General features: G+C 70.2%; 11 protein-coding genes, 1 tRNA gene and 1 pseudogene. 3 read left to right on the top strand and 10 right to left on the bottom strand.

Going from position 1 to position 12,729, the window contains the following annotated elements; all coding sequences use genetic code 11:
- Window position 1: 1 nt before the first annotated feature.
- The 5 genes from CT688_RS07430 to CT688_RS07410 all read right to left on the bottom strand — a co-directional run bounded on the left by CT688_RS07430 (window position 2) and on the right by CT688_RS07410 (window position 5,876).
- The gene (locus CT688_RS07430) at window positions 2-766 is read right to left on the bottom strand and encodes a CDP-alcohol phosphatidyltransferase family protein (protein ID WP_107756372.1); all 765 of its coding nucleotides are present in this window, start codon (window positions 764-766) and stop codon (window positions 2-4) included.
- Entirely contained in the window at window positions 763-3,060 is a 2,298-nt protein-coding gene (gene secA2, locus CT688_RS07425; RefSeq protein ID WP_107756371.1) for an accessory Sec system translocase SecA2, read from the bottom strand. The genes CT688_RS07430 and secA2 overlap by 4 nt, the downstream gene beginning before the upstream one ends.
- Before the next feature lie 89 nt (window positions 3,061-3,149).
- Window positions 3,150-4,298, bottom strand: coding sequence for a hypothetical protein (locus CT688_RS07420; RefSeq protein ID WP_107756370.1), 1,149 nt, complete (start codon window positions 4,296-4,298; stop codon window positions 3,150-3,152).
- A gap of 90 nt (window positions 4,299-4,388) precedes the next feature.
- A complete protein-coding gene (locus CT688_RS07415; RefSeq protein ID WP_107756369.1) occupies window positions 4,389-5,432 on the bottom strand; it encodes an NADP-dependent oxidoreductase in 1,044 nt (347 codons plus the stop codon).
- A 57-nt stretch (window positions 5,433-5,489) separates the two neighbouring features.
- Window positions 5,490-5,876, bottom strand: coding sequence for a DUF1304 domain-containing protein (locus CT688_RS07410; RefSeq protein ID WP_107756368.1), 387 nt, complete (start codon window positions 5,874-5,876; stop codon window positions 5,490-5,492).
- Between the two features lie 105 nt (window positions 5,877-5,981).
- Here CT688_RS07410 and CT688_RS07405 point away from each other — a divergent pair, with 105 nt between their 5' ends.
- Both CT688_RS07405 and CT688_RS07400 read left to right on the top strand, forming a co-directional pair.
- Window positions 5,982-6,566, top strand: a complete 585-nt coding sequence (locus tag CT688_RS07405) for a TetR/AcrR family transcriptional regulator (protein ID WP_107756367.1) — start codon at window positions 5,982-5,984, stop codon at window positions 6,564-6,566.
- A 145-nt stretch (window positions 6,567-6,711) separates the two neighbouring features.
- A complete protein-coding gene (locus tag CT688_RS07400; protein WP_107756366.1) occupies window positions 6,712-7,398 on the top strand; it encodes a PBS lyase heat domain-containing protein repeat-containing protein in 687 nt (228 codons plus the stop codon).
- A 79-nt stretch (window positions 7,399-7,477) separates the two neighbouring features.
- Here CT688_RS07400 and CT688_RS07395 read toward each other — a convergent pair whose 3' ends face one another.
- The gene (locus CT688_RS07395; RefSeq protein WP_182612405.1) at window positions 7,478-8,605 is read right to left on the bottom strand and encodes an ATP-binding protein; all 1,128 of its coding nucleotides are present in this window, start codon (window positions 8,603-8,605) and stop codon (window positions 7,478-7,480) included.
- Between the two features lie 217 nt (window positions 8,606-8,822).
- Between CT688_RS07395 and CT688_RS07390 the strand changes: the two genes are divergently transcribed.
- The gene (locus CT688_RS07390) at window positions 8,823-9,545 is read left to right on the top strand and encodes a hypothetical protein (RefSeq protein WP_231750546.1); all 723 of its coding nucleotides are present in this window, start codon (window positions 8,823-8,825) and stop codon (window positions 9,543-9,545) included.
- A gap of 91 nt (window positions 9,546-9,636) precedes the next feature.
- Here the strand turns inward: CT688_RS07390 and CT688_RS07385 are convergent.
- The 4 genes and pseudogenes from CT688_RS07385 to CT688_RS07370 form a co-directional block, all read right to left on the bottom strand.
- Window positions 9,637-9,710, bottom strand: a tRNA-Pro gene (locus tag CT688_RS07385).
- A 68-nt stretch (window positions 9,711-9,778) separates the two neighbouring features.
- A complete protein-coding gene (der, locus tag CT688_RS07380; RefSeq protein WP_107756365.1) occupies window positions 9,779-11,236 on the bottom strand; it encodes a ribosome biogenesis GTPase Der in 1,458 nt (485 codons plus the stop codon).
- Window positions 11,233-11,976, bottom strand: a complete 744-nt coding sequence (gene cmk, locus CT688_RS07375) for a (d)CMP kinase (RefSeq protein ID WP_107756364.1) — start codon at window positions 11,974-11,976, stop codon at window positions 11,233-11,235. Before cmk ends, der begins: the two co-directional genes overlap by 4 nt.
- A pseudogene (locus tag CT688_RS07370) lies at window positions 11,973-12,707 on the bottom strand (pseudouridine synthase); the annotation flags it as partial. The gene cmk and the pseudogene CT688_RS07370, both read right to left, overlap by 4 nt.
- Window positions 12,708-12,729 lie beyond the last annotated feature (22 nt).

The raw sequence follows: 12,729 nt of genomic DNA, 5'->3' as shown, positions 1-12,729 counted from the left end.
ATTACACACCGCCGGGCGACTCCACTGAAGTAGATCGGCCGCGGCGCGGGGGGACGGAGCGGGCGATCCTCCAGGCCTGCCACAGGTAGATCCCGCCGCTCCAGCAGTAGAGGCCCACGCCCCAGTACAGGCACGCCTCGCCCAGGATCATCAGCCCCTCCCCTCCGGGAACCCCCGCGTACCCGGCGAGCAGCAGGGGCAGCGACCAGAACAGTGCGAACGTGGCCGCTTTGCCCAGGTACGTGACCTCGGGTTCGATCCCGCGCCTCCGGTAGACCGGCATCGTCCCCACCAACACCGCGTCTCTGACCAGCAGAACCACCACCACCCAGACGGGGATGTATCCGGCGACGGCGAAGGCCACCGGCACGGCCGCCACCAGGAGTCGGTCTGCGAGGGGGTCGAGACGCTCGCCCCACGTCGACCGCATGTTCCACAAGCGGGCGATCTTGCCGTCGAGCCAGTCGGAGACCACCAGAACGCCCAGGAGCCACAGTGCCAGGGGCGGATCCTCCCAGACCAGGATGCTCACGACGAGCACCGGGATCAGCGCGATGCGCGCCAGCGAGATGACGTTGGGGAGCGTCCAGAACCTGTCGCTGACCTCGGGGTCGCGGGGCGGCTGTTCGTACCCGAGGCCGGGTGGCACCGCGGCCGAGAGGTGCCCGTCCCGCGGGGGCGGGATGCGTGCGCCGAGGACCTTGCCCTCTCCCGTCCGCCATTCCCGCAGATCGGTCTCCCGTCTGCCCTCCCGCGCCGCGCTCATCGGAAGGTCGACATCATCCCGGAGAAGACGTTCCCGCCGGCCGCCATCGGGTTATCGTGGACCATGTACGTCCACGTCGAGGTGGGCCGCGCCATGGCGTTGGCCACCAGGTCCACCCCCGAATCGGTGAACTCGATCTCGGCGAACGTCGCCTCCGACTCCCGGACGGCGTCCGAGGCGAGGTCCCTGAAGTGGTCGATCGCGATCCGGTGGAATTCGTCCAGGGGGTTCTCCCTGCCCAGCGCGCGCAGGTGGATCGACTCGCGGACGTCGTTCATCGTCTCCAGGTGGCGGGCCCACCCCCGGTCGAGATGCCACAGCATGATGTCCCGACACCCCTGCACCACGGCGTCGCGGCCGTGGGCCTCCACGAGTTCGGCACTGCGATCCGGATCGTGGGAGGTCAGCTCCTCGAACGCCTTCTCGGTGAGCAACAGCGCCGCGCGGCGCTCGGCGAGGATCGACCGCTGTTCGGCGAGGAGCCGGCTGTACCGCCACGTGTTCGAGTGGATCGCGAGCATCTGTCCCTCGGTGACCCGCTGTGCGTGGTCGACCGCATCGCGTCCGCGGTTGCCCTTGAGCAGCCCGCTGATCCTGTCGTGCGCGGTGGGGATCTTGTCGGGTTCCAGCGCCGAGGTCACCACCGGGTCGTCCATGGCGGCGAAGAACACCGAGCTGCCGGGGTCCCCCTGGCGTCCGGCGCGACCACGGAGCTGGTTGTCGAGCCTCTCCGTCCGATGCCTCCCGGTCCCCACCACGTGCAGTCCGCCGAGTTCGACGACCTCGTCGCGGCGGGCCTCGTCGGACCCACCCAGTCTGATGTCGGTGCCCCGGCCGGCCATCTGGGTGGAGACGGTGACGTTACCCACGTCGCCCGCCTCGGCGATGATGGCGGCCTCCTCCTCGTCGTTCTTGGCGTTGAGCACGACGCAGTCCACGCCCCTGTCGGCCAGGCGTGCTGCGAGTTCCTCCGACTCGGCGACGTCATGGGTACCCACGAGCACGGGTTGGCCGGTCGAGTGGACGGCGGCGATGTGTTCGACGATCGCGCGGGTCTTGCTGTCGTTGTCGATGTAGGTCCGATCGGCCTCGTCGAAGCGGACGCAGGGGGTGTTGGGGTCGATCTGGGACACGCCCAGGGAGTAGAACTCGCGGAACTGTGCCCCCGCGGCGAGCGCCGTTCCCGTCATCCCGCACACCCGGTCGTACCTCCCGATGAACGCCTGGACCGTGATGCTGTCGAGGATCTGCCCGGCCTCGGAGACCGCGACGCCCTCCTTGGCCTCGACGGCCGCCTGCAACCCGTCCGGCCACCGCTGCAACTCGGCGACGCGACCCCGCGAGGCGTTGATCAGTTGGACCCGGCCGTCCCGGACGATGTAGTCCACATCCCGCCTCAGCAGGAAGCAGGCGTGCAGTGCGACGTTCACCTGGACCAGCGTGGTGCCCACGTGCTCCGCGTCGTAGAGATCGCCGATTCCCAGTTCACCCTCGATGGCCTCGGCGCCGTCGTCGGTGAGGAAGATGTTGCGCCGCTCGGAGTCGGTCTCGTAGTGGCGACCCGGCCGTAGCTTGCGCACCGCGGAGAGGATCTCCCCCGTGGGCGCCTCCCCGGAGGTCGACCCGGCGAGGACCAGGGGGACCAGCGCCTCGTCGACGAGCACCGAGTCCGCCTCGTCGACCAGGGCGACATCCGTGGTGGGTGCGATGAGATCCGCCGGGTCGGTGACCAGCTGCTCCCGCAGGACGTCGAACCCGATCTCCGAGACGGACCCGTAGGTGACGTCGCAGGCGTAGGCGCGGCGACGCTCCTCGCGCGTCGACGACTCGGTCACGTGGCCCACCGTCAGGCCCAGGAGCTCGAACATCGGACCCATCCACCGCGCGTCCCGCGCGGCGAGGTAGTCGTTGACGGAGATGACGTGGACGGTGTGTCCCTGCAGTGCGTATCCGGCCGCCGCGACCGCACCCGCGAGGGTCTTGCCCTCCCCGGTCGCCATCTCCACCACGTCGCCCGCGAACATCCTCAGTGCGCCCTGGAGCTGGACGTCGAACGGCCTCAGGCCCACGGCCCGGGTCGCGGCCTCCCTGGCCAGAGCCAGGAACCGGGCGAGGTCCTCGGGCGACTCACCGAAGAGCTGCAGGCCGTGGGCTTCGTCCGCGAAATCGCCGTCCGCCACCCCCGAGGCCCACTCGTCGAACCCGTGTGACGCCTCGACCGCACTCTGCGCGCGCGAGGTGTCCCGGCCCTGGGTGGAGCCCATCAGCTTCCAGAAGCGGTTGGCGAATCCCACGCGAGGAGTCCTTCCCGGTCTATCGAACAGTTGATGCCACCGTACGCAGCGGCCGAGCCGATCGGCGGCCGACCCCGCCGGTCGCCGCGTCAGCGATTCGGGTCGATCTGTCCGCGCAGCCTCCGCATCGCCTCGGTGGAGAGCATCCGGTCACCGGCACGGGCGGCAAGCTGCTCGGCCGTGAGGTCCGCGGGACTGGGAGCGTGCACGGTGGACGGAGGCCTCACCCCGTTCTCACGGGCGATGTGGTTGAGCCGCGCGGCCTCGGAGACCGCGGCCTCGGCACGGTTCTCCACGGACTCCACCAGTTCGCGGAAGGCGACCGCGCGCTCCACGACCTCCGCCCAGACCTCATCGATCGCGGCGCCCATCCCGGTCAGGAGGGTGAACCCGTCCCGAGCGGTGGTGAATCCCGGTGTCGACGCCGTCTCGCGGAGGCGGCAGAGATCTCCGGCGAGCCCCACCAGCTCGGTCTCCGCATCGAACTGCAGGCGGATCTCCTCGACGGACCGGCCCCCGCGCACGTAGGCGCGGATCAGCCGGTCGTACAGCCCGCCGACCTCGAGGAGCAGTGCCGTGTACATCTCGGGCAGGCGCCGGCTGTCGGCGCGGATCCGCGGGAGCGACGGCAGCGAATCCACCACCGCCTGGACGCGGTGGGGCAGGACGACCCGGCCCATCTCGCGCTGACCGTAGGCCGCTGCGGCGGTCCCCAGCTCGACCATGGTCCGGGGCACCATCGGCACCGGCGCCATCGTCGGGGTGGAGGCGAGGGCGTCGAAGAGCCGGCCCCGGTCCTCCGGGTCCAGATGAACGCCGCGCTTACGGTCCGCGCGGATGTCCTTGATCCGATAGGCGAAGACTCCGGCGCCGCGGGTGAACCCGGTGCGCAGGCCGACGTACTTCCGATCGAGTTCGGCCAGCCGCGTGCGCAACGCCATCCTCAGGACCGACGGCAACGGAGTTCCCAGCTGACGTCTGAGGTCGTGACGCTGCTCCTCGATCACCCGCAGCTGGTGGAAACCGCCGATCGTGGGAAAGGGCAGGTTGCGGTGCAGACGCGCCAGCACGATCCCCGCGATCCGGGGGTCGACGAGTCCACAGGCGATCAGGAGGGCGGCCCGATCGGAGAGCTCGCCCCGGCTCGTGGAGGCTTTGCCCGTGCACAGCTCATCGACGCGGCGGACCAGGCGGGCACGGGCGTCCTCGCCGTCACCGTCCTGATCGCGACTGGTCATACTCGAGCACCTCTCCCCGGCTCCGGCGGTCTCCGCCGTTGGACATCATGGTTCCATGATGCCCGCTCCGCCGAGCGCCCGCCTCCAGTGCTACTCGGGCGTGACCCGCACGACCATCTTCCCGGTGTTGGCCCCGCGCATCATGTCGAGGAACGCGTGGACCGTGTTCTCGATGCCGTCGACCACCGTCTCGTCGTAGGCGATCTCTCCGTCGGCGAACCAGGCCGTCATCCGGTCGGTGAACTCGGCGCGCAGGTCGAGGTGGCGGCCGAGGGTGAAGCCCGTGAGGGTCAGTCCCCTGGTGATGATGGTGGCCATGTTGTCCGGGCCGGGTGTCCTGCCCTCGACGTTGTAGCTCGCTATCGCCCCGCACATCGCGATTCGCCCGCCGTCGTTCATCACGTCGAGCGCCGCCTGGAGGTGGTCACCACCGACGTTGTCGAAGTAGACGTCGACGCCCTCCGGAACCAGTTCGCCGAGCTGCTCACGCACCGGCGCCTCCTTGTAGTTCAGCGCGGCGTCGAAGCCGTATTTCTCGGTGAGCAGCCGCACCTTCTCGGGCGATCCCGCGGATCCGATGACGCGACCGGCACCCAGGAGTCGCGCGATCTGCCCCGCCGCGGTGCCGACCGCGCCGGCGGCGCCGGAGATGAAGACCGTGTCCCCCGGCTCCAGGCGGGCGATCGCGGTGAGTCCCACGTAACCGGTCAGTCCCGTCATGCCGAGGATGCCGAGGTACAGCGAAAGTGGGGCTCCCTCCAGCTCGGGCACGACGGTGAAGGTCGAGGCGTCGGCCTGGACGACGTCCGACCACCCGTGCTGGTGGAGCACCACGCTACCCACGGGGACGGCAGCGTCGGCGGAGGCGGTGACGCGGCCGACCGCGCCGCCGGTGATGGTCGCACCCACGGCGTACGGGGCGGTGTAGCTACGCGCATCGTTCATCCGGCCCCGCATGTAGGGGTCGACGGAGACGTAGAGGTTCGAGACCCGGACCTCCCCCGGCCCGACCGGTCCGTAGGTGACGGTGGCGGTGCGGAAGTCCTCGTGCGTCGGCCACCCCGTGGGGCGCGCGGCGAGCTGGATCTGGGTGCTGGTTGCGGTGTCGGTGTCGGCGTGGCTGACGTTGGTCATGGTTCGGCTTTCTGGTGAGAACGCGTGCGTGTTGCGGGACCGCGGCGGCGCGGGCCGCTACACCGCGAGCGAGAGGGCCAGGGCGAGGACCGAGACCAGCGGGAGCAGCCCCTGCTTGAGGGCGGCCCCCCGCTTGTCGGGAGCGGAAAAGAACAGGACGAGCGCCGCCGCGGCCATGGAACCGGCGCCGGCGATCAGCAACGCGGCCCCCACGGGCACGACGCCGGCCAGGACGAACCCGATTCCGGCCACCGTGACGATGGCGAGGAAAAGGTTGTAGAACCCCTGGTTGAAGGCCATCTGCTGGGTAGCCCTCGCCTCCTTGAGGCTCGTTCCGAAGACCCGCCGGGCGCGCGCGCTCGTCCACATCAGCGATTCCAGCGCAAAGATGACGACGTGCACCAGCGCCGCGAGGGCGGCGAGAACAAGGGAGAAGATGAGCATGATGTGACCTCGTCGGATCGATGGGGTGGTGCCGTGTAGCGGCATATTCTGAACTGATCGTTTCACTATATACTGGACTGAGCATTTCACATAAGGAGGCCGACCATGGCTCGCACGCAGGGTTTCGACACCGCCGCCGCCGTTCGCTCCGCGCGCGAGGTGTTCTGGGAATCGGGGTACGAGGATGCGGCGATCCCTGCTCTCGAGCGCGCCACCGGGCTGAACCGCTCCAGCATCTACAACGCCTTCGGCAGCAAGCGCGGCCTCTTCGACGCGGCGGTCGAGAGTTATCTCGACGAGGTGGTCCGCCCGATGCTCCGGCCGTTCGCCGCGACCCCTGTCGCGCCCGACGCGATCGTCGTCTACCTCGGCAGACTGCGGAGCACGTTTCTCGACTCCGATTCCCCGGCGTTCGCCCACGGGTGCCTTCTCATCAACTCGGCGACCTCGCCGATCGCGCGGGACGCGGCCGTGCGCGAGGTCGTGGCCGCGTATCGCGAGGAACTCCGTGCCGCAATCGGCCGCGGTGTCCTCGCTCACCGCCCCACGCACGAGGCGGAAGCCAACGCCCGGCTCGCCGACGCCTGCACCGCGATGATCGTCGCGGCGTTCGCGCTCGCCCGCGTCGACACCGTGGCGGCGCTGCAGTGCATCGACACAGCTCGACGCCTCCTCGACGACCACGCCTGATTCCGGCGCACCAGGCTTACACGAGGGCCTGATTCCGGCGCACCTGGCCAACACGAGGACCGTCAGGTGGTGCGACACCCCCTACGGGTGGCCGCGGGGCGCCATACCCCCGCGAGGGGCGCGGCGGCGGACGTACCGTCAACCGATGGGGACTGATCAGTCATCACGCAGCGATCTCCGCGCGCTGGAACCCGAGCTGTGGCCGGAGTATCTGTCGGCCCGGTCCGGGCTCCCGGGACCTCGCGCCAACCTCTCGTTACTCACCGTCGCCGCCGGAATGGCGGACGAGCGCGCCATCGAGGCGATGCTGGCCGACGGCGGCGAGTATCCCGCGATGTGTGCCGCCGCGGCCCTCGCGGCGAGAGCCGACTCCGCGGAATGCGAGGACCGTGCCCGGGCACTGGCGACAGATGACCGGTGGCGGGTTCGCGAGGGGGTGGCCATCGGTCTGCAACTCCTCGGTGACGACACGCTCGAGGTGCTGATCGAGCTGGTCCGGCGGTGGGCCGAGGATCCCGAGTCCTATGTCCAGCGCGTCGCCGTGGTGGCCATCTGCGAACCCCGCCTCCTGCGCACCGCCCCGGCGGCGGCCGTCGCCATCGAGGTGTGCCGACGCTGCACGGACCGCCTCATGGCGCTGCCGCCGACGCAGCGCAAAGACCCCGCGGCCCGCAACCTCCGCCAGGCGCTGGGGTACTGCTGGAGCGTCGCCGTGGCCGCGGATCCCGAGCCCGGGCTGAGGGCCTTTCGTGAGCTACCGACCGACGACCCCGACGTCCAGTGGATCGTCACGCAGAATCTGCGCAAGAAGCGACTGTCCGCGCTGCTGTGACGACCGCCCTCTCCCCCGGGGCCGGAGCCGTGGGCAGGGGCCGGGGCCGGGGGCCAGGAGCCAGGAGCCGACCCCCGTCTCACTCGTCGCCGCGAAGCGGCACCCCCACGTCCCCGCCCGACTCCTCGGTGATCCGGCGGCCCATCTGCACGAACGTCGGCTCGGTGAGGAAACCCCCGGCGAAGAGCGCCTGCCCCTGGGCGAACGACGCCGAGCGCCGGATCTGTTCCTCGCCGGCGAACCCGAACACCTCCGCGAGCTCCTTCAGGTCCCTGGGCGAATTGACCCTCATGAGGCCGAGGTTGTCGCACTGGGAGAGCACGTTGGGGTGGATCTTGTTGGGGCGCTGCGTGGAGAGCAACAACCACAAGCCGAACTTGCGCCCCTCGGCGGCGATCTGGACCAGTTGCCGGGTGAGGGCACGCTCGACGTCGGTCTGAGGGTCGGGTGGACAGATGTTGTGCGCCTCGTCGATCACGATGAGGATCGGCTTCCGGTCCTCGCGCCGCGTCCACAGGTGTTCCAGGACCGCCAGTGCCGCGACCTTGGATTCCGCCGGGTGAGTGAAGCCCCCGAGGTCCATCACCGTGGCGCGCGGTCGTTGGTCGATCACGTCGACAACCGAACCGGCGCCCCTGGACCACAGGTCCCACTCGAGCACCTGGAGGTTCTCCATCCGGTAGGACAGCCGCACCTCCCCCGGGTCGGACGACTGCCGGAACGCCGTGAGCGCGCCCGCCGAGTCGAAGCTCTCGGCACGGACCTCCGCCCGCAACAAGACGTTGTACTCCTCCGCATCCGCGATCGGATCGAGGTGGAGCAGCGCGGCCTTGGACGCCGGGGTCAGGTCGACATAGCGGGCGTGCAGCCGATCCGCGGGACTGTTACCCGTGCCCTCCCCCGAACCCGCAGGCGAGTCGCCCGATGAGCGCAGCACCCGGATGTCGAGCTCCGCGAGCCGGGCCGCCTCCGCCGCGTCGGCATCCTCGCGGGCCTCGGGCAGCCTGACGAAGTCGGCGTTCGGGTCGAGGATGACCATCGGGAGCTCGGTGTGCAGCAGCAACTGCTCCAGGACCACGCCCAGCGCGTAGGTCTTCCCGCTACCGCTCTGCCCGCACCAGAACGTGTGGCGGTTGAAGCGACGGGCGTCGAGGGTCACGGACGCCCCCGGAACATCGATGTCTGTACCGATCACGAGCCCGGTCATTCTGTCTCCATTCGATTGATTGCCCAGCGTAACCCACGGATCAGGCGCCACTCGGGGGACTTCGGAGATCCGACAGCGTGGGATCCAACGGTCCGACGCCCCCCATCCACGCCCGGTGGTGAGGCACCGTAGGTCTTCCGTGGGGCCGGCCGGGTGGGAATGATGGGACTCTGGCCGCCGCGGCCGTCGCGCCCGCGGACCCACGAAAGGTCACCCCATGAGTTCCACGCCCCATGTCGACGACCCCGCGGCTCCAGCCGACCCCCGCCGGTTCACCGCATGGCCCCTCTGGGCGGTGCTCGCCGGTGCCGCGGGGCTGGTAGGGACCGTCGCGACAGACCTCCGGCCCGACGCCGAAGTGGAGGCGATCAACCGCGGCGAGAGCCACGCCGTCGTCCCGGCCGACGTGGTGGGCCTCGATCCCGCGATCGGCCGCGTCGGATTCCTCGCGGGCCTGCTCGCCGTCTTCGCCCTGATGGTCTTCGCCGCAGCCTGGCGCCGACACGTCGAGACCCTCTTCACCCGCTCCACGGCCGCCCGGGTCGTGAGCATCGGCCTGATCGCGTCCGCGGGAGCGCTCATCCTGGGGTACGGGTGGCGAGGTGCGCTGGCCAACTACCTCGGCCCGGAGGCGGGCGCGTACGGCGAGGAGGGACTGTTCGTCTACTACATGCTGACCGACTTCGGGGCGTACATCCCGTGGACCGGGCTCATCGCCTCCGCGCTCGCGCTGGCCTGGATGGCGTGGGTGGAGCGGGACGTCTCCCGCATCCTCGGGACGGTCGCGGCGATCCTCGGTGTGGGCACGCTCGGCGCCGTCGTGGTGTCCGGCGTCCCCGGACTGCCCGGGATCCTCATGCCGTTCTGGCTCGTCGTCACCGGGGTCTGGCTCGCCGTGGGCCGCAGCCGTATGGCGCACCCGTCGGAGCACGGCGCCTAGGAGCGATATCGGAGCGGAACGACCGTGGGCGCACACGACCCAGGGGCGGTCTCCCGAGTGGGAAACCGCCCCTGGAATCGTCGTACGAGCGTCGGGCTGACAGGATTCGAACCTGCGACCCCTTGACCCCCAGTCAAGTGCGCTACCAAGCTGCGCCACAGCCCGCCCGCCACCGCTCTCGCGGCGACTGGATCAGACTAGCGCACGCCTGTCGGAGCACTCCAATCGCCTGGTCACTTGCGCTGTCGGCGCTCCTTGACGCGCACGTTCACGCGGACCGGAGAGCCGTCGAAACCGAAGGTCTCGCGCAGGCGACGCTCAAGGAACCGCCGGTAGCCGGCCTCGAGGAACCCGGTGGAGAAGAACACGAACGTGGGCGGCCGGGTGGTGGCCTGCGTGCAGAACCGGATGCGCGGCAGCTTCCCGCCGCGCATCGGCGGCGGGGTCGCGGCCACGACCTCGCTCATCCACGTGTTGAGCGGACCCGTGGGGATCCGCTTGTCCCAGGAGTCGAGTGCGCCCTCCATCGCCGGCACCAACTTGGCCAGGGCTCGGCCCGTGGTGGCCGAGATGTTCACCCGGTAGGCCCAGGTGAGGATCTTGGACAGCTCCCGGTCGATCTCCTTGTCCAGGTCGTACCGGCGGTCCTCGTCCACCAGGTCCCATTTGTTGAAGGCGATCACGAGCGCCCGGCCGGCGTCGGCGACCATGGAGATCACCCGCAGGTCCTGCTCGGTGATCGGTTCGGAGGCGTCCAGCAGCAGCACCACGACCTCGGCGGCCTCGATGGCCCCCCGCGTCCGCAGCGAGGCGTAGTACTCGTGCCCGTAGGCCTGGTTGACCTTGCGTCGTAGGCCGGCGGTGTCGACGAAGCGCCACGTCTTGCCGCCCAGCTCGACGAGCGAGTCCACGGGATCGACGGTGGTGCCGGCGACGTTGTCGACCACCGACCTCTCCTCGCCGGTGAGCTTGTTGAGCAGGCTCGACTTGCCGACGTTGGGCTTGCCGACCAGCGCCACACGCCGCGGCACGTCGGTGGTCTCCCGCATCCGGGCCTTGGACGGGAGTTGGCGCAGGATCTCGTCGAGCAGGTCGGCGGTGCCCCGGCCGTGCGCGGCGGAGATGGCATAGGGCTGGTCGAGGCCCAGCCCCCAGAATTCGGCCGCCTGGAGCTCCGCCTTCTCGCTGTCCACCTTGTTGACCGCCAGGATCACCGGGGTGTTCGAGCGGCGCAGGCTCTTGGCCACCGTCTCGTCCGCGGAGGTGATGCCCACGGTCCCGTCGCACACCAGGACGATGAGGTCGGCGGTGCCCATCGCGATCTCGGCCTGCTGCGCGATGGAGCGGTGCATGCCCTTGGCGTCCTGCTCCCACCCACCGGTGTCCTGGACCATGAAGGTGCGGCCGTTCCACAGGGCCTCATAGGAGACGCGGTCGCGGGTCACCCCGGGGACGTCTTCCACGACGGCCTCGCGGCGGCCGATGATCCGGTTGACCAGCGTGGACTTGCCCACGTTGGGGCGCCCCACGATGGCGACGGTGGGCAGGATCTCCACTCCGTCGAGCTCGGCGCCGATCTCGTCGGCCCACTCCTCGGCGACGGCGTCCCAGTCCGTGTCGTCGTTCCAACCGTCCTCGACGGTCTCCTCGGCCGGACCGGTGGGCAGGTCGAACTCCTCGTTGCTGGTCATCGTGTGTTCCCTTCTGCGGCGTCGCCGTGCGACGCGTCGGTGCCCTCCGCGAGTGCGACCAACCGGTCGAGCACCTCGTCGAGGGTCAGGTCTGAGGTGTCGAGGACGATCGCATCGTCCGCGGGACGGAGCGGGCTCGCGGCGCGGGTGGAGTCCTTGCGGTCACGCTCGATCACCGCCGCCAGCACCTCGTCGTAGTCGGCGTCACGTCCCGCGGCGCGGTCCTGTTCCGTCCTGCGTCGGGCCCGGATCTCCGGGCTCGCGGTGAGATACACCTTGACCTCGGCGTCGGGGAGCACCACCGTGCCGATGTCGCGGCCCTCGAGGACGACGGTGCCGCCCCCGGACGCCAGGCGCCGCTGCAGGCCGACCAGATTGGCCCGGACCTCGGGGACGGCGGAGACCGCCGAGACCCCCGCGGTGACCCGGGCGGTGCGGATCTCGTCACTCACGTCCTCCCCGGCGAGCAGGATGCGTTCGGATCCCGCGTCCGTGCCGATCTCCATCGGCAGATCGGCGGACGCGGCGATCACCGCCGCGGCATCCTCCGGGTCGATCCCGGCACGCAGCACCTGGAGCGTGGCCACCCGGTACATCGCACCGGTGTCGAGGTAGGCCCCGCCGAGCCGTTCGGCGAGCAGGCGGGCGAGGGTGGACTTTCCGGTGCCCGCGGGTCCGTCGATCGCGATCCGGCGCCGGCGGGCGCCGTCCGGCACGGTCGGACCTGCCGGCGCGCTCACAGGCCCACCGCCGAGTAGAGATCCGAGACCTCTCTGCGGCCCAGCTTGCGGAAGCTCCCCGCGCGCTGGTCCCCCAGCGCGACGGCGCCGAAACGGGTCCGCACCAGCGACTCGACCGGGTGGCCGACCTCGCTCAGCAGACGCCGGACGATGTGCTTGCGACCCTCGTGCAGCACGACCTTGACCAGCGACCGCCCCTCGTGGACGTCGAGCACCGAGAACTGGTCGACCTTGGCGGGACCGTCCTCGAGTTCGACCCCCTCGCGCAGAGTCCTGCCGACACCCTTGCCGACGACCCCCGTCACGGTGGCCATGTACGTCTTGGACACCTCGTACGACGGGTGCATCAGCCGGTGCGCGAGTTCGCCGTCGTTCGTCACCAACAGCAACCCCTCGGTGTCGGCGTCCAGGCGACCCACGTGGAAGAGCCGCTGCCCGGCATCCACGCGGTCGGCGACCAGGTCGCCCACGCAGGGCCGGCCCATGTCGTCGGACATCGTGGTGTGGTACCCGCGGGGCTTGTTGAGGGCCAGGTAGACGAGGTCGTCGTCGAGGACGATCCGGGTGCCGTCGACCCTGATCACGGCCGTGGCGGGATCGACCTTCACGCCCATCTCGCGGACGATCTTCCCGTTGACCTCCACGCGCCCACGGGCGATGAGGTCCTCTGAGGCCCTGCGGGAGGCGATCCCGGCCTGGGCCAGGATCTTCTGGAGTCGTACCGGTGAGCCGTCTCGGCCAGCGGACTCAGTC

Origin of the sequence: Dietzia sp. JS16-p6b (assembly GCF_003052165.1) — a bacterium.
Taxonomy (GTDB): domain Bacteria; phylum Actinomycetota; class Actinomycetes; order Mycobacteriales; family Mycobacteriaceae; genus Dietzia.
Note: the sequence above shows the minus strand (reverse complement) of the source record. Positions and strands in the feature narration are given on the sequence as shown.

Excerpts from the sequence above, each read along its gene's own strand:
- CT688_RS07430 (WP_107756372.1), bottom strand. The coding sequence starts at position 766 with ATGAGCGCGGCGCGGGAGGGCAGACGGGAGACCGATCTGCGGGAATGG.
- CT688_RS07415 (WP_107756369.1), bottom strand. The coding sequence starts at position 5,432 with ATGACCAACGTCAGCCACGCCGACACCGACACCGCAACCAGCACCCAG.
- CT688_RS07395 (WP_182612405.1), bottom strand. The coding sequence starts at position 8,605 with ATGACCGGGCTCGTGATCGGTACAGACATCGATGTTCCGGGGGCGTCC.
- CT688_RS07390 (WP_231750546.1), top strand. The coding sequence starts at position 8,823 with ATGAGTTCCACGCCCCATGTCGACGACCCCGCGGCTCCAGCCGACCCC.
- CT688_RS07420 (WP_107756370.1), bottom strand. The coding sequence starts at position 4,298 with ATGACCAGTCGCGATCAGGACGGTGACGGCGAGGACGCCCGTGCCCGC.
- der (WP_107756365.1), bottom strand. The coding sequence starts at position 11,236 with ATGACCAGCAACGAGGAGTTCGACCTGCCCACCGGTCCGGCCGAGGAG.
- CT688_RS07410 (WP_107756368.1), bottom strand. The coding sequence starts at position 5,876 with ATGCTCATCTTCTCCCTTGTTCTCGCCGCCCTCGCGGCGCTGGTGCAC.
- CT688_RS07405 (WP_107756367.1), top strand. The coding sequence starts at position 5,982 with ATGGCTCGCACGCAGGGTTTCGACACCGCCGCCGCCGTTCGCTCCGCG.
- CT688_RS07400 (WP_107756366.1), top strand. The coding sequence starts at position 6,712 with ATGGGGACTGATCAGTCATCACGCAGCGATCTCCGCGCGCTGGAACCC.